This is a genomic window from Streptococcus sp. KHUD_012, assembly GCF_052588255.1.
The window spans coordinates 1,269,525-1,287,926 of record NZ_CP159355.1; the positions used below are offsets into that span (position 1 = coordinate 1,269,525).

The 18,402-nt window shown below is 39.7% G+C and carries 19 protein-coding genes; 1 reads left to right on the forward strand and 18 read right to left on the reverse strand.

The features are described 5' to 3' along the window. Positions 1 to 138: 138 nt before the first annotated feature. From ABVF55_RS06025 to ABVF55_RS06100, 16 genes are all read right to left on the reverse strand, one after another. Positions 139 to 486, reverse strand: coding sequence for a hypothetical protein (locus ABVF55_RS06025; RefSeq protein ID WP_414342103.1), 348 nt, complete (start codon positions 484 to 486; stop codon positions 139 to 141). 196 nt (positions 487 to 682) lie between these two features. Continuing rightward, positions 683 to 1,189, reverse strand: coding sequence for an EXLDI protein (locus tag ABVF55_RS06030; RefSeq protein ID WP_414342101.1), 507 nt, complete (start codon positions 1,187 to 1,189; stop codon positions 683 to 685). A 604-nt stretch (positions 1,190 to 1,793) separates the two neighbouring features. Then, positions 1,794 to 2,459: a PIN domain-containing protein gene (locus tag ABVF55_RS06035; protein WP_414342099.1), complete on the reverse strand. Its 666-nt coding sequence runs from the start codon at positions 2,457 to 2,459 to the stop codon at positions 1,794 to 1,796. After that, complete coding sequence (locus ABVF55_RS06040; protein WP_314794897.1) at positions 2,456 to 3,289, reverse strand: ImmA/IrrE family metallo-endopeptidase; 834 nt, start codon at positions 3,287 to 3,289, stop codon at positions 2,456 to 2,458. The genes ABVF55_RS06035 and ABVF55_RS06040 overlap by 4 nt, the downstream gene beginning before the upstream one ends. Before the next feature lie 8 nt (positions 3,290 to 3,297). Continuing rightward, positions 3,298 to 3,630 (reverse strand): helix-turn-helix transcriptional regulator, encoded by a 333-nt coding sequence (locus tag ABVF55_RS06045; RefSeq protein WP_414342097.1) that lies wholly within the window; start codon positions 3,628 to 3,630, stop codon positions 3,298 to 3,300. 517 nt (positions 3,631 to 4,147) lie between these two features. Beyond that, the gene (locus ABVF55_RS06050) at positions 4,148 to 5,131 is read right to left on the reverse strand and encodes an acetylxylan esterase (protein ID WP_320909178.1); all 984 of its coding nucleotides are present in this window, start codon (positions 5,129 to 5,131) and stop codon (positions 4,148 to 4,150) included. Between the two features lie 104 nt (positions 5,132 to 5,235). Further along, positions 5,236 to 6,003 carry an alpha/beta hydrolase gene (locus tag ABVF55_RS06055; protein WP_320909179.1) on the reverse strand — a complete coding sequence of 256 codons (768 nt, stop codon included), beginning with the start codon at positions 6,001 to 6,003 and terminating at the stop codon, positions 5,236 to 5,238. A gap of 66 nt (positions 6,004 to 6,069) precedes the next feature. Continuing rightward, positions 6,070 to 7,641: a signal recognition particle protein gene (gene ffh, locus ABVF55_RS06060; RefSeq protein ID WP_024055635.1), complete on the reverse strand. Its 1,572-nt coding sequence runs from the start codon at positions 7,639 to 7,641 to the stop codon at positions 6,070 to 6,072. A gap of 17 nt (positions 7,642 to 7,658) precedes the next feature. Continuing rightward, the gene (locus ABVF55_RS06065; protein WP_037606554.1) at positions 7,659 to 7,874 is read right to left on the reverse strand and encodes a hypothetical protein; all 216 of its coding nucleotides are present in this window, start codon (positions 7,872 to 7,874) and stop codon (positions 7,659 to 7,661) included. 2 nt (positions 7,875 to 7,876) lie between these two features. Next, on the reverse strand, positions 7,877 to 8,209 hold the full coding sequence (locus ABVF55_RS06070; RefSeq protein WP_003001435.1) for a putative DNA-binding protein: 333 nt from the start codon (positions 8,207 to 8,209) through the stop codon (positions 7,877 to 7,879). 80 nt (positions 8,210 to 8,289) lie between these two features. Beyond that, a complete protein-coding gene (locus ABVF55_RS06075) occupies positions 8,290 to 9,234 on the reverse strand; it encodes a 3-oxoacyl-[acyl-carrier-protein] synthase III C-terminal domain-containing protein (RefSeq protein WP_320909180.1) in 945 nt (314 codons plus the stop codon). Between the two features lie 12 nt (positions 9,235 to 9,246). Next, positions 9,247 to 10,512, reverse strand: a complete 1,266-nt coding sequence (locus ABVF55_RS06080; protein WP_445285044.1) for a F390 synthetase-related protein — start codon at positions 10,510 to 10,512, stop codon at positions 9,247 to 9,249. Further along, positions 10,478 to 11,305: an MBL fold metallo-hydrolase gene (locus ABVF55_RS06085; RefSeq protein ID WP_445285045.1), complete on the reverse strand. Its 828-nt coding sequence runs from the start codon at positions 11,303 to 11,305 to the stop codon at positions 10,478 to 10,480. Before ABVF55_RS06085 ends, ABVF55_RS06080 begins: the two co-directional genes overlap by 35 nt. After that, entirely contained in the window at positions 11,280 to 12,257 is a 978-nt protein-coding gene (locus ABVF55_RS06090) for an NAD-dependent epimerase/dehydratase family protein (RefSeq protein WP_272106708.1), read from the reverse strand. The genes ABVF55_RS06085 and ABVF55_RS06090 overlap by 26 nt, the downstream gene beginning before the upstream one ends. Beyond that, positions 12,254 to 13,531, reverse strand: coding sequence for a glycosyltransferase (locus ABVF55_RS06095; protein ID WP_445285046.1), 1,278 nt, complete (start codon positions 13,529 to 13,531; stop codon positions 12,254 to 12,256). The genes ABVF55_RS06090 and ABVF55_RS06095 overlap by 4 nt, the downstream gene beginning before the upstream one ends. Before the next feature lie 236 nt (positions 13,532 to 13,767). Further along, positions 13,768 to 14,466, reverse strand: a complete 699-nt coding sequence (locus tag ABVF55_RS06100; RefSeq protein WP_049514367.1) for a GntR family transcriptional regulator — start codon at positions 14,464 to 14,466, stop codon at positions 13,768 to 13,770. Positions 14,467 to 14,594: 128 nt separating this feature from the next. On the opposite strand from ABVF55_RS06100, the gene guaA reads away from it, so the two are divergent. Continuing rightward, positions 14,595 to 16,160 (forward strand): glutamine-hydrolyzing GMP synthase, encoded by a 1,566-nt coding sequence (gene guaA / locus ABVF55_RS06105; protein WP_061591075.1) that lies wholly within the window; start codon positions 14,595 to 14,597, stop codon positions 16,158 to 16,160. Between the two features lie 169 nt (positions 16,161 to 16,329). Here guaA and ABVF55_RS06110 read toward each other — a convergent pair whose 3' ends face one another. Both ABVF55_RS06110 and ABVF55_RS06115 read right to left on the reverse strand, forming a co-directional pair. Continuing rightward, positions 16,330 to 17,340, reverse strand: coding sequence for a DUF1002 domain-containing protein (locus tag ABVF55_RS06110; protein ID WP_195487608.1), 1,011 nt, complete (start codon positions 17,338 to 17,340; stop codon positions 16,330 to 16,332). Positions 17,341 to 17,508: 168 nt separating this feature from the next. Further along, entirely contained in the window at positions 17,509 to 18,354 is an 846-nt protein-coding gene (locus ABVF55_RS06115; RefSeq protein ID WP_195487609.1) for an alpha/beta hydrolase, read from the reverse strand. Between the last annotated feature and the right edge of the window lie 48 nt (positions 18,355 to 18,402).

The window sequence follows — 18,402 nt, forward strand, 5'->3', positions numbered from 1 at the left end:
CTTAAATTTTATGTTCTTGAGATACTCAAAAAGAGATGCAGCTCCCATATTTTTTTCTAGTGCTTAACTCATAAAAAAATGGACAGCTCATACCGTCCACATTACGTAGCTGTTCTTGGTTCTGCCATTCATATATATTTATTTAAACGGTAATTCATATACGGAATTACCCTGCTCTGAGCCTCCAAAAGTAACAACCACAGAATTCATCTTCCACTCAACTCTATACCATCCATATCCGCCATCATCAGCAACATCTACATAAAAGTCCGAAGGCCCAAATACTTTATAATGAGCATTACCAAAAGGCCAATCTGGTTCTCCAATTTCATATATAATGATGCTTTGACTGCCATCTTCTGATGATTCACGGTAAACTTCCCTTAGTTTTCCATTATTTTGAAAAATGAATATTTCCATACCAAAAACTACTAGCAATACAAGTGTTTCTATGATTAGCAAAACCACTAAAATGTTCTTTCTCATTTTGGTGTTTCCCTTTCTATGAGAGCTAATTTAAGGGAAGGATTATATCTGCGTTCTCTAAATAAACGATTGTTTCCCGTCTCCCCTCCCACAATCTCTGCCAGCTCATCTACACCTTCCTTCTTATATTTTCTGATCATTACCTCTTGATATAGAAAAAGCAACAAACAGGAACGTCATTATAACCATATTTACTCTAAATATCTAAAAACTCATAAGGCTTTGCCGAAAGAGAAGATTCACAGCACTCGGCAAGATACGTATCCTTCTCCTTTAGGCTCTCTATGTCCGGATATACGTTTAACACTCTGTCACCCAGATTCCAAAAATCATGTGACCAAGACTGCGGGTTTTCCCATACGTGTGGATTCCCTTTCGCCCAATTAGGAAGCTCCTTGCGAACCTTGGTTGCCACTGCAAGCTGTCCTTTTGCAGTTTTATAAATCGTGTCAATCCTTATTCCACCGTCTACCGGACGTTCTACACGAGTAATCTCCATACCATAGAACATTACCTTTCTTCTTACCCCTTTTTCATAGAGGTTTAACTCAATCTTATCATATCCTTCGCTTTTGTTGCGTTGAACACTTAGAAAGTCCTGAAGTGCTTGTATCACAGCAGCAGAAATACTTCCGGCGTACTTGGCAGCATCATCAAATAGGTGTAGATCTGCTTCTGCAACATAAATATTTTTTGTGACCATAACCATACCTCCTTATTTTTTGTAACTTGTATCTGAAGTTTAGTATCTATATGATTATGAACATAATTATAACCATATAGAGGTATTTTGTCAAGATAGACTGTCTTTCCATCATTATGATGTTGAAGACTGTGATTCTTCACTGATACTGGGAGCCTAATCTCAAAATGCGATATATAAAGTTCTTCGTTTTTGCACAAAAAAATAGAGGATGATTCTGCAACCATCCCCCATTACTGTAATAAAGTACTTCCTCAAATAGTAATAGAAAAATAAAAGATTACCTTCCTACGCAAAAATTCCTCTTTGAAAAAATTAAAAAAAGAATCGATGACAAAAATGATAAAGTGAAAATAATTCTTACTCGCTCCTTTGCAAAATGGTACGAAGCCATTGAAGGTTTACGAGATTATAAGTATTGTTATGAAGTTAATAACACTAGGAATTTTTCACTAAACCCAGCTCAGATATATAAAGTACATAGAGAGTCTGTTGAAGATAAGTTAAAAAGCATAATTTTAAAATAATACAAAAAAAAGAATCGACTGATTCTTTTTTTAGATTAAAAGAAGTAAAATTACTTATTCAATAACAAGGTTTATTGCTATTGGTTATTTGTTTTTAAAGATTGTTGCATATTTAGTATTTTATTTTTTAGGCTAACTTTTTGTTCCTTTAACGCCTTATCGAGCCACCTAGCATCTTTACTATCCTGATTTAGGGTAAACCGTCTTAAAAAATTTTTTAGCTGTGTTTCAAAATTCCAATTCATTGTTGATGTAATATTGATTTTATCAAAATACGATATTGCTTTAGAAGCGTCTATTGTTCCAAAAATATAATAGAGAATAATAACTTCCGCAAATGTAAAAGGCATAACTTCATCATCATATTGCAAAAGGCTTTTATACGGTCCTTTGTATTTTGTATCATCAGTGACTAAACAGCATGTACCTAGTGTTTTTGCTAAAGCGATAGCATGTGCCTCGCCTTTATCCCCCACATTATACATCATTTCTTGAACTTTAGCGTGTCCTTCAAAAATCTGGAAAATTCCTTCTCTAGCCATTTTTTCCTGTGAAAATAATTCCAGCTTCCCTGCTTGAATATCTAAGTTTACATTAGGGAGAATATCTTGCCCATGGTTTTTTAATTCAATTAAATAGACTTGGTCACAAATATAGATAGAATCAAAATACCCAAAAAGAATATTTTGACATCCTGCTCTATAAAAATGAATAATAGTATTTGTATCCAGTGAAGCGTTCAATCACTTAATCCTCCAATTAAATCATCCAAATTTATATCCTCTGCATCATCTTCCTGACTAAAAGCATTATTTTGTTCAATTTCATCCTCAAAATCTTCAAGTGAAAGATGATAATATCCTAAAACTTTTTCCAATGTTTCTTTCGGCATTGCCCCATTATTAAAGTTATAGATTGCATACTGTGAGTACTCTTCAGGAATGACTATTTCCTCGCTAGGACGATTTAAAGCAGAACCACCATCAACTGATTTAATAAGATTCCCTACTTTGGCTTCTACTTTAGCAACATTTAATAACGTTTTTTTATGTTCATCAATGAACTGCAAACTACATAATCTATTAACTACCATGTCAAAGCTAACGTTAAACTCCACCATCATTTTTGCTATATCTCTTGCTGAAATATTTTCACTATCCTCAATTTCGAAATAAATATAACCTTCCACTTTTTCTTGTGGCATCAATAGGCAAGCTGCAAAATAATTTGCTTCGTGTTCTTTTTCATCAACGTCTGAATCTGAAAAAGTTGAATTATTATCAAAAAAAGCTTCCATATTTTCAAAATGGAGAACAGCATGGCCAATTTCATGAGCAAGTGTAAAAATTTCCCTTGAAAGACGAATACTTGTATTCGTAAAAATAATAGTATCATTGTCTCTTTTTAATGTAAAACCAAGATCTGCATCCTCACCCATAGGATAGCGAAAAAGCTTGATGTTAAAATTTTTACAGTCTCTGAAGAGATTTACAATACCATACCTTGTCGTGGTACACTGTTCTCTGATCTCATTTGCCTTCCTTCGGATCTCTTTTTCTCGTAATTTATTCATTGAGTTACCTACTCCTTATCCTGATAAGTTAATTTTTCATACAAACGCTTGTTTGCATAGAATAAATCAATCATATAGAGCATGTCACGTGTTGATTTTTTTTGTTCTCCTGATCTATAAGCTACAGATACTTCTTGATCAAGTACTTTTGTAATATCCTTAACAGTGACATCAAAAGCATCAGCAAGTTTTACAAGAATTTCTAATGTTACACTATTAATGCCGTTTTCAATTCGAGCATATTTTTGTCTACTTATTCCAATTCTTTCAGCTACTTGTTCTTGAGAAAAAGATTTAGCGCTTCTTAACTCTGCTATTCTGTTACCAATTTGTTTATTCATCTCCTATACCCTTATATTTCCTTTCTAACCTTATTCTATCACGATAACAACTCATTTTCAAGATACTTGTCACAAAACTATAACTTTCTGTTTTCATTTGCTCAAAAAAATAACAAGAAAGTTCAAAGTTTTATTGACTATTAATATTCTGTAACTTACTCTCAATAGGAACATAAATAAGCTGCAAAAAATGTACAATTGAACCACCACTTCTTCTGCTATTGCTTGAGTATAAAATGTACAAATCAATTCCTTAGATTAGAGAATATTATGTACTAGAAAACATACAAAATACCACTCCATAATAATGTACAAAACAAAAATAAAGTACACTTTTTAACGAATGTACTTTATGCTTCTAATTCAGTTGTATCAATAGTTTAGCTCTAGTTTAGTTAATTGTACATAAATTTTTAGTTTTTATAGGACTGTTTTGTTTTCTTTCTATACTCTATGCCTTTTAAAAACAAAACAATCAGCAAATCTCGGGATCTACTGATTGTTTTTCAGCTCTAACTTATTTTTCTACATATCGAAAGGAAATCTTGCTACCACAGAGCCAATTATAGACTCGATCATTGACTTGAACATTCATAGCTTCGTGGGCATATTCTGGCATGACCAAATGCTCTTTTGGACACTCTAATCGATTATAAATGGCAAACTGTGTCACAGGATAACAGACATCATCATCTAACCCAGTAATCAAGTGAACCTGTCCTTTGATGCGATGGGCAAAATTTTTCACATCAATATAGGCTAATGTTTCCATGATTTGGTCTTCCGTTTCATGGAATGGATCATGGAACTTAAAATAACGGAAAAGTTCGTCATAGGCCTCGCTGGTGTTTCCAATCTCTAACACCCGTCTGAAATCTGATAAGAATGGATAAATGGCTACCGTTCGTTGGATTCGGGGATTCAATCCGGCAGCTACTAGGGCCAAGGCACCACCTTGAGAGGCTCCATAGCTGGCGAATTTGCTGTCATCTACTTGAGGAAAGCTAGCTACAATTTCGATTAACTGGTAAAGATCTAAGTAGACATCCTTATAAAATAGCTCATCTGGACCTTCCACAGCTCCGCGGATAATCTGTCCTTTTACAGTATTTCCAAGTGGTGATCGCTCTCCGTCTGTTGAATAACCGGATTGACCTCTTACGTCCATAGACACAACTCCATAGCCAGATACTGTATAAGCCAGCATGTCTGTCCAATCCCAACAACGGCCCATATAGCCATGAAAATGGAAAATAACGGGAACTTTTTGATCCGTTTTTGGGAGAACAACCCGCGCATAAACAAGTCCATCTCGTGTTCCTTTAAAGGTTAATTCATAACAAATCACATTTGGAATGCTGAAATCTCGTTCTTCGAGCTTGTATTCAGGGAGTTCAGTCATCTTTGCTAGGGCTTGATCCCAAAAAGTATCAAAATCTGCTGGAACGTCATCTCGTCCCTTATAATCTTTTATTGTTTCTAATAATTTGGGATCTTTCATAAAATCCTCCTTAAGTATGTGTAATCGCTACCAAAAATGTACCATATTTACCTAAGGATTGCAAGAGACAAATAAAAATTACATAACCGAAATTATGTAATTTTCTATAGATTCAAAAATAGACTTAATTGTTTCACTAGATCTGGATTAGTGGGTAAAGCTGAATGATGAGCCTTACGACCATTTAAATTCACTTCTGTATAGGTTTGATTGTCAAAAATAGATTTTGCTGCTTGGGCACTAGAGAGAGGCACGATGCCGTCTGATTTTCCAGCAAAGCTACCGACAAAGTTAAGGACCTCTACTTCTTTATCTAATCGATGCTTCCATTTTTGAAAATCGTCATACATTTCTTGATTGAATTGGTAAGGACTACCAATAATAGCGAGCTTCCTTACGGTCAGTTTTTTCTTTTCTAAAAAGCCACTTTCCAATAAACCAGTCAAAACTAGTCCACCATTGGAGTGCCCAACTGCCTTGAACTCTGTAAAATAATAGTGATCAAGAAGATAGGTTAGAGCAATCTTAAGGGATTCGATTTGCTGCTTGATATTGCTGTAGCCGTCTCGATTGTTCTCGAAGCCAATCACAATCATCGGATTCGGCTCTTTCGTATTCAATCTTCCTTCCATCTCTATAGAATCATCTTTGTTGACTTTTATTTTTAAGAGACTCTGTTTTTTTCTAGAAAATCGATGGAGCATGCGGATGGTTCCATTGAATCGCTGGATACTGGCTGAACTCCCAGGTACAAGGATGATTGGTCTGATCGGTGGTTTCTTTGACCCTTTAGGAAATTCAAAGGGCTTTCTGTGAGAAGAAAACAGTCTTACAAAGAAACGAATGACTTGTTGAAATAGTTTATTTAACATGTTTCCTCTAGTAGTAGTTTCTAAAAGAACCCAGAACAGTGTGTTCCAGGCCCTTATTAGAAACGATTATTTCCGTTTTTTCTTATTTTTGCGCATTTGTTTGGCCATCTTATTCATAGCTCGTTTCATCATAAATTCACCAGCTTTTCCTTTGAGGCCACCGCCAAACATTTGGCTCATATCAGGCATTCCAGCGCCTCCGCCAAGAGCTGACAAGTCAGGCATGCCACCTTGTCCCATCATGCCTTCGAGGGCAGACATATCAGGCATTCCACCAGGCATATTCTTCGGCATGTTATTTGGATTGAGCCCCATTTGTTTCATCATCTTGTTCATATCGCCAGAGAGGACGCCTTGCATCATCTGTTTGGCTTGGTTAAAGTCCTTGATGAATTTATTGACTTCGACAAAGCTATTTCCTGAACCAGCAGCAATCCGACGACGACGGCTTGGATTTAATAAATCTGGATTTTCGCGTTCAGCTGGGGTCATGGATGATACAATTGCACGTTTGCGAGCAATTTCTCGTTCATCGACCTTGAGGTTCTTCATAGCTGGGTTGTTGGCCATACCTGGAAGCATCTTGAGCAGGTCTTCCATTGGTCCCATATTTTGAACTTGGTCTAATTGATCAATGAAATCGTTGAAATCGAAGGTGTTTTCCCGCATCTTTTCAGCGAGTTCAAGAGAGCGTTTCTCATCGTATTCTTGAGAAGCCTTCTCGATCAGCGTCAGCATATCCCCCATACCGAGGATCCGACCAGACATACGGTCTGGGTGGAAGGTTTCGATATCAGTGATTTTTTCACCAGTACCAGTGAACTTGATTGGCTTCCCAGTAATCTGACGGACAGAAAGGGCCGCACCACCACGGGTATCCCCATCGATCTTGGTCAAGATCACACCAGTTACTTCGAGTTGTTCATTGAACTCACGCGCCACATTGGCTGCTTCTTGACCGATCATGGCATCCACAACCAAGAGGATTTCATTTGGTTCAGCAAGGGCTTTAACATCCCGCAACTCACCCATGAGTTTTTCATCGATTTGCAGACGACCAGCCGTATCGATCAAGACATAGTCATTGTGGTTGGCTCTCGCCTGCTCCAAACCTTGGCGAACGATCTCTACTGCAGGGACCTCTGTACCAAGTGAGAAGACAGGAACATTGATCTGTTGACCAAGTGTCTTCAACTGGTCGATGGCTGCCGGACGATAGATATCGGCCGCAATCATCAAAGGACGTGCGTTCTCTTCCTTGACCAATTTGTTGGCCAATTTACCCGCAAAGGTTGTTTTACCAGCCCCTTGAAGACCGACCATCATGATAATGGTCGGAATCTTAGGAGATTTGATAATTTCTGCTGTTTCTGAACCCAAAATCGCTGTCAATTCTTCATCAACAATCTTCACGATTTGTTGGGCAGGGTTCAAGGTTTCGATGACTTCATGACCTACAGCCCGCTCGCGGACCCGTTTGATGAAGTCTTTTACAACAGGAAGGGCAACGTCGGCCTCTAAGAGGGCTAGACGAATCTCTTTGGTTGCCTCTTGGACATCCGCTTCAGAGATTTTCCCTTTCTTGCGAAGATTTTTAAAGACGTTTTGTAAACGTTCGGTTAAACTTTCAAATGCCATTATTTTCTCCTATTTTTTCAATTCAGTGGAAATCGTCCGAAATGTTGCAAACATTCTAGTTCTTCGGGTGTGACTTCTTTCATGATTTCATTTGGATATCCCCAACAGCTAAAACCTATTTGCATAGCTTTGGAGATATCATTGGGCGAGATAATCTGTAGTCGAGTAGGAAATACTTCCTCTGCGACTAATAGTTTGCAAGGTATCCCTTGATAAATGACGAGACTGCCCATAATCACTCCCGATTGTCAATGCTTGATAAAATTTCAACCTGCTCTTGTAGAAAAGTATCTTCCGGATAGCGTTCTAAAATCTGATCAAAAATCTGGCTGCGTACAATGTAATCGGAATACATATGGAGTTTCATTTCGTAATCTTCCAAAATCTTTTCTGTACGTTTAATATTGTCATAGACCGCTTGACGGCTCACTCCAAACTCTTCTGCAATCTCAGCCAAGCTGTAGTCATCTGCGTAGTAGAGCTCGATGTAGTTCATCTGCTTGTCCGTCAAGAGCGCTGCATAAAACTCAAAGAGCGCATTCATTCGGTTGGTTTTCTCAATTTCCATACCTTTCATTATATCAAAAAAGCCCGCTAAAGACTAGCGGGACTTGATGCTTTTTGAGCTTGAAATGAGAGGATCCATCATTAAAGTTTCAGTGCCAACATATTGACCGTCATCCCTGCTGCAGTTCCCATCAAGAAGATGGTATCTCCTTCCTTCACATATCCATGATCCAGTGCATAGGCTAGGCCGAAAGGTACGGCTACCGAAACCATATTTCCATAATCACTGACAATATTGAGGTACTTGTCTTTGCTGACGCCCAATTTGTCCATGACAAGTGGTAAGGCCCGGCTTGCTTGGTGAGGAATAATATAGTCTACAGCATCTTTAGAAACGCCTGATTTCTCTTCGAATTCTTGGAACATTTCTGGAATAACACGGGCAGAAAGCAAAAGGATTTTCTTCCCTTTCATGTCAAACATGAAATCAGTCTTGGTTGCTTCAGAGTACAATTTTGGATGATACGCTGTCAAACCACCACGAATTTCGGTATCATGAGCTCCCTCTGACCAGGTACGTTGCATGCTGGCAATGATTCCTTTATCTTCCTTTGTTGCTTCAAAGATAAAGGCTGCAGCGCCATCGCTAAACAGTTCAAAGCTTTCTTTTTGTTTGGGATTAAGCCCTAGGCTCCCTACTTCACTAGATACAATCAGAACCCGACGGTATTCACCACCTTCAATCAGATAAGAAACAGTGCTTAAAGCTGATACAAAACTGGTACAGGTGGTATTGATATCCATAGCAGGAATCGTCAGTCCCTTGGCTACGCGCTCATGGATCAGAGCAGCTGTACAAGGAATGGGCTGAACGCCAACCGCACTAGCCGAAACCAGGCAGTCGATGTCTGCCATTTCAAGCCCCGCATGGTTTAAAGCCACTTCAATCGCACGAGCTGCAAGATCAATCTGTGTTTCTTCTCCTTCTTTCACGCGGTAACGAGTCTGGTCTTTGAAAGTTACGGTATGAGCTGGAAGCGCTGTTCCATAGCCTTTAATTTGCAAATGTCTTTTTACGGTAGTCATAGGATTCTCCTTTTATTGAAGTCGTTGAACACGTTTTAATTTACGTGTTGGGTCCCATTGATAATCGATAAATTGAATACTTGGGAGAATGAATTGTTTTTGCTGAGCTAAGAGTTCAAATTGAGCAAAGATTGCTTGCTCCATAGACTCTGTCCGGTGACTCAAGGCAATGGTAATGGATCCATCTGCCAACTGAGTCACTTGATAGTCCTGAATATTTTCGACAAAGAGAATGCACCGTCGAATAAAATCCGGATAGATCATCTGGCTACTGCCATCTTCTTTTTTGAAATGAAAGATATCATCTGATCGTCCTTCGATCTTTGCGATTCGAGTAAAGACGGAACCACAAGGGCAAGGAGATTTTTCTTCTACCAAAATATCATTGAGGCGGTAGCGATAGATCGGTTGACTGGTTCGTTTGAAATCCGTAATAATCGGATAAAAGCGGCTATCATCTAGGTACTCTTTTTCGACATTCAAAATATCTTCGTTAAGATGTAGATTGCCTTCTGAACAGGTACAAGCTAAAAATCCCTCTGTCGCTTGGTAGACCTGATCAACCGTGTCTAGTTGAAAGGCTTTGGCGATTGTCTCAGCATCTCGTTCCTCTAGGATTTCTGCGACAGAGACAACCTTGACGGGTTGGATCGCAAGTTGCTGATTGCTGACATAGTTAGCTAACTCAATCAAGGTCGAAGCTGGTGCGACCACAATGGTTGGTTGATAGTCTTTGAGTCGCTCTAAATACTCCTTGCTATCCTTGAAAATATCAAAATATTCCAAGCGAATAAGGCCTGAATTAATGGTTTGATAAAGTTCATTGTCCGCTCGTAAGAAAAAGGCAATGCGATGACCAAACAGTTTTCCTTTCGGTAGCATCTTGGCTAAGATCGCTGCAGCCCACATACTTCTCTCTTTTTCTGTGGTGACAAAGACTCCTCGGTGGCCGGAAGTTCCAGAAGATAAGCCTACTGCTACTTCTCCATTCATCTCAGTAAAATCTCGTGTTTGTTCTCCGCGAATCGCCATCTCTAAAGCCTGATCTCGATCCACCCCTAGGGTATTGAGTTCATTGAAATGTGTCATCATGAAGGTTTTATCCATGGTTCCAAAGGATTTGGGAGAATGGGTTTGAAAATAGGGGGACTGAGAGGTGATAAAAGCATGGTAGCGTGCCAATTGCTTATCTTGGTATCGCTTCAAGGCCTCTTTTGAACGGAATCGGTGGCACCATCTGGTTTCAATAAAGGTTTTCAGAAAGACTGTTTTTTTCATTTAAAATCCTTTCAATCCGTTCTTGCGGGTCGTGGCTAACCACAACTTGAATACCATCTTGCAAGAGTGTTTCCAGCAAATCAGCTCCTTTTAAATAAGCCTTCTTATCATCCTGAACCAAGGAAGGAATGAGACGCATTTGCCGTGTGAAAGGCAAGAGGTCTACTCCCCAAGAAAGATCCGCCCCAATAAAGAGCTTGAGCTCATCCAGATAAAGACAGCCTTGCCCTCTCGCATGTCCATCGATGGACGAAACAAGAATGCTCCCATCTCCAAAAAGATCCGAGGTCGGGCGATAGGGGAATGCAGGATGTCTTTGATCTGCTTTGAGACAAGTCACTCGATCTTTAAAATCAGCTGGAAGAAACTCTTTAAAAATCAAATCTTTGAATTTCGGTTTTTGGTACACCTCATAGACTTCCTGAGTGACAAAGAAATGAGCATTTGGAAAAAGTGCTGCTCCGCCAAGATGATCAGGGTGCAAATGCGAAAGAATCACATAGGAAATGGATGCTGGATCAATCTCCCGCTCTTGCAATAAATAATCGATCTGGTCTTCTTTTTTCATCTGCATTGGGGTGGCTAGACGGTACCAGAAATACCGAGCTTTTTTCTTAATCTCGTAGTGATAGCCGGTATCGTACAAAATATAGCCTTTTTCACGATGATGAATCAAAAAGACACCTGCAGGAAATTGCATTTTTTCATTTGGAATTCCTTTAAATAAGAGACCAGAATGACTGCTACAATAGCCTGCTGGAAAATAATCAATGAGCTTGATCATGTTGGACATAGTTGTCAATCCCTTCTTCAATAGTCATTTTTGGATAGTAGCCAAGTTCAGTTTGAGCCTTTTGAATATCGAGAGTTTGGCTATAGCGAAGAAGATAATAGGTGTAGCGCGTCAACGGGGGTTCAGCCTTCATATGAAAGAATCGATACACCCCTTCAAGACTGTACGCCATACCTGCTAGGAGACCTGCTGGAAGTTTCCGATAGCGAATCGGCTCTCCCAATCCCTTTAGTGTGGTTTCGATCAAATACTTAAAGGTCTTTGGTTCCCCATTTGTAATATTATAAACTTGTCCGTGAGCTTCTTTTGCTTCCAGAGCCAAGCGAATGGCTAGGGCGACATTTTCCACACAGGTCATATCCATGAGCTGCTCTCCTCCTCGAATCAAAGGAATTCCAATTTTTCGACTGAGGCGTAAGACACGAGGCAAAATACTGGTATCCCCCACACCAAATAATCCTCTAGGTCGCAAGATGATACTTGGCACATCTGAATAGTCAGAAAAAAGTTTTTCAGACGCCAATTTGCTTCGGATGTAATTGTTGAGGTGATTTTCTTTGGGAGCATCGCTTTCCTTGATGTTTAATTGGTCTTTTCCAGCTGCGTAAATACTGGGAGAAGATACGTAAACCAAGCGTTTTACCGCATATTCACGGCACAAGTCAAGGACATTTTGAGTACCAACTACATTAGCCTGATAGAAGGCCTTCCAAGGTCCCCAGGCAGTGGATAAAGCTCCAGCGTGAACCACAGCATCAACAGACTGAAAGGCTTGTCTTAATTCCTCAATAGAGCTCAAATCCCCTTTAATAAATTGAACGCGCTCACCTTCCAGAGCCTTCCCAATTTTTTCGTTTCGGCCAAAGGCTACAATGGAATAATCGTGAGCCAACAATTCATCGATCACATATTTTCCAAGGAAGCCAGTCGCACCTGTTACAAGAATTTTCATAGTTTCCCATCCGTTCCACGTCTTAATAATCGTTGAATCTCAAACTCCAAGGTATCCAACGGCTTGTAGGTTTTTGAAAGTTTGTTTAGTCTCTCTAACTTTTCCCAAGATTCTTTTTCTAATAAGGCATTGAAACCTGCTTGAATCTCTTCGGTGCGATTGCGATGAGCTTGAAAAGCAATCCCTGCTTCTACTCCTCGAATGGCATAGTCAAATTGGTCATAATCATGCGGCAAGATCAAGGCTGGTTTCTTAAATTCGATGCACTGATAAAAGATTCCAGCCCCTCCATGGTGAATCACATAGTCCATTTGCGGTATGTATTCTTTGTAAGGGAGATAAGTTACGAGAGTCACATTTGAAGCCACTTCTTCTTCAGAAAATTCTTTTGCTCCGTCTCCTAGTGTGACAAAAAAGTGGCATTCTGGATGCTCTTTGGCTAACTGCTTGGTTTGATGGAGCAAATTTTCTTTTGCCCACGGTAACTGAGTCCCACAAGTCACGAGAACCTTCTTTTTGTCTTCATAAGGGCTGAGATCCAAAGGATAATCTTCTGCTTTTTCAAGAGAAGTCCCCAAAGGGCCAAGCCAAGCATATTGATGAGGGAAATGTGTTTTCAACTCCAGCTCCATCATCCCAATTCCAAAGATGGCATAAGGAGAGTAAATAGTCTCCACTCCATTTTGATTGTACACCTTGAAATTGTAACGTTTTAAGCGTTTGCGTAAGAGGAAAGCCCCACAGTATTTCCCAATACGCGTGAGTTTACGGCATAGGGCTTGTATCTTTTCTTCCTTCTTGGTTCGCGCAATTCCCATCCCTCCGAAGAAGCAAGGGGGACCATAAGGTGTTTCGATCGCAAATTGAGTTGCCATTGTGGTAATCCAAGGAATTTCTAACTGTTCTGCCACAAAACCAGCTGATAGAGTGATAAAATCAGCAATCACAATATCTGGACGATTGACACGCCACTCCTCTAGCAATTGATCCGATACATGATTAATCAAATCGAGACTCTTAGATAATTGCCGATAGGCTGAAAATAGATTGTGTTTTTTATCGTTATTAGCCGCACGTTCAAATTCTTCTACTTTGTCCTCTAGAATTGGAACGACCGTGAAGCCCAGACTTTCTACGACCGCTTTTTTCTGAGGACCTGTGAAAACCCGGATTTCCATGGTTGGATCATCCAATAAGGGTTTGACGAGATTTAAAGTCGGGTACAGATGCCCACTCAAGGGAACAGCTACCACATCAATTTTAATTTTTTTCATTTTTTTCCTGCCTTATATCTTTTTTTAGATCTAAAACTAGCTTCTATCTATTAATTCGTAAAAAAAATCAAAAATTGAAGAAAAAAAAAAATTTTTTAAAATTTTTTTCAAATCTTTTATTTATGACCATACTATCACTATTTAGAAAGAATGAGTTCTCACTAAAAAAGCTCCCAAATGCCCTGGTAATATGCCTCGGACATTTGAAGAGTTTTCTATTTCTGTTCATTGTTCGCTTAATTGTTTTCCAAATAAAATTCGAACCGTTCGCCGACATACTGGCTTTTCACATACTCAAAAGCCGTCCCGTCTTCAAAATAGGAAACCTGTGTCAATCCTAAAATAGCCTGTCCTTTTGAAATCTGCAAATAGTCCGCAATCTTATCTTTGGCTAATCGCGCATAGATGGTCTGATGCGACTTTCCGATCTTATAACCATGACGCTCCAAGGTTTGGAAGAAATGACTGGTGACCTCTTCGCGATTGAAATTCTTAATAAATTTCTCTGGAATGGAAGCCACTTCATAAACGACAGGGATCCCATCCGCGTACCGGACCCGCTCCATCCGAATGATGGTGTCTGTCTTATCGATGCCTAATTTATCCACTTCTTGGAGGCTAGGAATGGTTTTACGGTAAGAAATCACTTGACTAGAAGGTTCCTTGCCTTGCGATTTCATAATCTCAGTAAAACTGGTTGTTCCGCGCATTTTTTCTTGGACGCGCGTGCTAGTGATAAAGGTACCACTTCCTACCCGTCTTTCAAGTACTCCTTCTTCGACCAGAAGGGTAATGGCCTGCCTAAGAGTCATCCGACTCACCTGGAATTTTTCAGCTAGATCGCGTTCACTGGGGAGCCGCTCTCCAATTTTCCATATTTTTTGATCAATCTCAGATTTAATCTGATCATGAATTTGAATGTAAGCTGGAATCATAACATTGCTCTTTCTCTGTGTTACTTCTATTGTAGCGTAAAATTCCTAATTCTTCAATCAGAGATTGGTAAAGACAAGGCATTTGTGTTAGAATAGAGGAAAGTAAATTTCTATAAGAAGGGGATAAGATGACAAACCTATCAACTGATTTGCATGATGTTGAAAAAATCATTGTGCTTGACTACGGTAGCCAATACAATCAGCTTATTTCACGTCGAATTCGTGAAATTGGTGTCTTCTCAGAATTGAAGAGCCATAAGATTTCTGCTGATGAAGTTCGTGCAATCAATCCAGTTGGGATCGTTCTTTCAGGCGGACCAAACTCAGTATACGAGGAAGGGTCTTTTGATATCGATCCTGAAATTTTTGAACTCGGTATTCCAATCCTTGGAATCTGTTACGGAATGCAATTGTTGACCCATAAATTGGGTGGGAAGGTCGTTCCAGCAGGTGACGCTGGTAACCGTGAATATGGTCAATCTGAACTGACTTTGACAGAATCTTCCGCTCTTTTTGCTGGCACACCAGACAAACAATTGGTCTTGATGAGTCACGGAGATGCTGTTACAGAAATTCCGGCTGACTTTATCCGCACTGGTACTTCTGCTGACTGTCCATTTGCATCCATTGAAAATCCAGACAAGAAAATCTACGGAATCCAATTCCACCCTGAGGTTCGTCACTCTGTTCACGGTTATGATATCTTGCGTAACTTTGCCTTGAACATCTGTGGGGCTAAAGGTGACTGGACCATGGACAACTTCATTGACATGCAGATCAAAAAAATCCGTGAAACCGTCGGAGACAAACGTGTCCTTCTTGGCCTTTCAGGTGGTGTTGACTCTTCCGTTGTTGGGGTTCTTCTCCAAAAAGCTATCGGAGATCAATTGATCTGTATCTTTGTAGACCACGGTCTTCTTCGTAAAGGGGAAGCTGATCAAGTTATGGAGATGCTTGGTGGCAAGTTTGGTTTGAACATTGTTAAAGCAGACGCTGCTAAACGTTTCCTTGATAAATTGGCTGGTGTGTCTGATCCCGAACAAAAACGCAAGATCATTGGGAACGAATTTGTCTATGTCTTTGACGATGAAGCAAGCAAACTAAAAGATGTGAAATTCTTGGCACAAGGAACTCTTTACACTGATGTGATCGAATCTGGTACAGATACTGCTCAAACCATCAAATCTCACCACAACGTTGGTGGACTTCCTGAAGACATGCAGTTTGAACTGATCGAGCCACTCAACACTCTTTACAAAGATGAAGTTCGTGCCCTTGGTACCGAGCTTGGCATGCCAGATCACATCGTATGGCGCCAACCATTCCCAGGACCAGGTCTTGCCATCCGTGTCATGGGGGAAATCACTGAAGAAAAACTCGAAACAGTCCGTGAATCAGACGCTATCCTTCGTGAAGAAATCGCTAAAGCTGGTCTTGACCGCGATATCTGGCAATACTTCACTGTTAACACTGGCGTTCGTTCAGTAGGTGTTATGGGAGACGGCCGTACTTACGACTACACTATCGCTATCCGCGCTATCACTTCTATCGATGGAATGACAGCTGACTTCGCTAAAATTCCTTGGGAAGTTCTCCAAAAAATCTCAGTCCGTATCGTAAACGAAGTTGACCACGTTAACCGCATCGTCTATGATATCACAAGTAAACCACCTGCAACTGTAGAGTGGGAATAAAAAAAAGGTCCGTGGGACCTTTTTTCATGAGCATAAAATAATAGAGCAAGTTTAAGGTCCGTGGGACCTTGATTAACTAGCTTAAAATAAGAATTTAGCAGTTCTAAAAATAGGTAATCAAACGCAAAAAGCACTCTGACTTCTTGTCAGCAGTGCTTTTGTGCTATGTTTATCCAACCAAACTACTAAAGAATTTGACAATGGCATTCCAGATGGCTCCGAAGAAGCCAGCAATGGCATTCCACGCATTTGTGAAGAAGTTTCCACTATCTTTTAAAATGGCATTTGTATCAAAATTGAGATTGATATTGTTAAAGGTATCACCTGCCTTGTCTACGATACTATCTTTTAGATCCGACAAGGTTTTAGTAAAGCTTTTGCTGCTGATGACGCTACTCTTTGAAAGATTCACTGCGAAATTCACGATCAAATTAATCTGGTTGCCTGTCACCGTTGTATCTAACTTATAATTTTTCAGGGTTTCTTCGACAATCTTTCGAATATCATCCTTGCTTAAATCCTGATTGTTCTGTTTGGCATTGGCTACTGCCGTTTTTATGTCGGTCAATGCCACGTTCAATTTATCAGCATCGAAGTTTTTCTTTCCGGCATTTTCTTCATTGATCCCGGATAGAGTCTTTAATTCTTCTTGAGCCAGATCTTTGCTTTCTTGAGAAACTTTGGCACCATTTTTCTCAAGCGAGTAATAGATACCAGCCAAGGCACTTTCACCAGTTACTTGGACAGGAGATGCGACTGTAATTTGAGCATGCTCCAAACCAAGTGTAACGGCCGCATTCCGATACATATCTGCAGTAACCTTGGTGATGTTTTGAGGCGTCACAATATTCACTTCTAGAGGCTTGTTCTTACCTAATTTTTGAATTTTAACAGAGGAATAGAGCTCTAGACTATCATCGTTCGCAACGTTCATAATCGAAGAGTAGACCTCTGGTGTCATAGTCTTCCACTCTTCTTTGTCTTTTGAACTATCATAGTTCAGCAAATTCAAGGTTTGCTCAATCTGCATTTGGTCTAGAGAATACCCCAAAACATAGTCTGGTTTGACATAAGTTTCATCAATGACTTTCTGGACATTGCTATCTGCAGAAACATGTGGAATTCCACTAAAGAGGGCAACTGTCGACGCCACAAATAAAGCAATTTTTCTTAATTTCATTTCTCTCTTCTTTCTATCTCATATCCACGCTGAGTAGATTTTATCGACTATTTCACCTGACTAGAGCTGAAAAAAAGAAGCCAATAAAAGAGTTATTCACTTCAATGTTTATTATATCGTTTCTTTCTTAAAAGAAGCTTACATTTCTTTTAAGAAAGGATGACATATTTATTTTCCCCAAAGAAACTGGATCAACAACTTATCTACTATTGGATTTTCATGAAGTTGGCTGTGCTGAGCACCTTTGCCATCAATCTGTTCTTCACGGTAGCTTTTTGCACGTTCTGCTACTAGGTAACGAAGGGCTTTTGAAGAAACATTGAGAACCGATCCATCAGTTTCTCCACCGATATCTCCATAGATATTCAGTACATCGATCTGATTTTCTGGATAGACTTCCCGAAGACCTAAAAGCTGTTGGTACTGCTCATTCATTGCGGAGGGTTTACCAGTTTGCGTATCTAGAACCAAACCTTGTGGTAAATTCATCCCTTCGAGTCCAGCGACATGGTTGGCAATGGCGACCTGCTTGACAATTTTTGGCAGATTCTCATCACTTCCATGTTCCAGAAGATAATATAAGACGGACATATTTCCCATAGAATGAGCGACGACGTTCATCTCTTTAAAATGGTAGGTATCTTGAAGTTTTTTAACTACCTGATAGGCATAATGGCTGATGACTTTTGGATCGGGCGTGCGATTGTTTTGGTATTCCACTTTGATAATTGGATTGACCGCACCTTTGGGAATGGTCCCTGTCAGCTTTACTTGTCCATCGGTAGACACGTTTGCAGTAATGACGGTCTCAGTAACCCCTGCCTTTTTTGCCGCATCTGTCATGTGTTTTTCTGCATTGGCACTCGAGCCATAACCATGAAAAAATAAGGTAGGACGAGTATTTTGTAGGTAATTAGTGTGGTCCAGCTGCGTTTTTTGTTGTGACTTCCCCAAAAAAGCGATACATAGGAGAATCAGCCCAAGAAATAGCCCGTAGATTGATTTTTTGTTCAATAGAAACACCTCAAGATAATTTAAAACTAACTAGTATTTTATCATAGC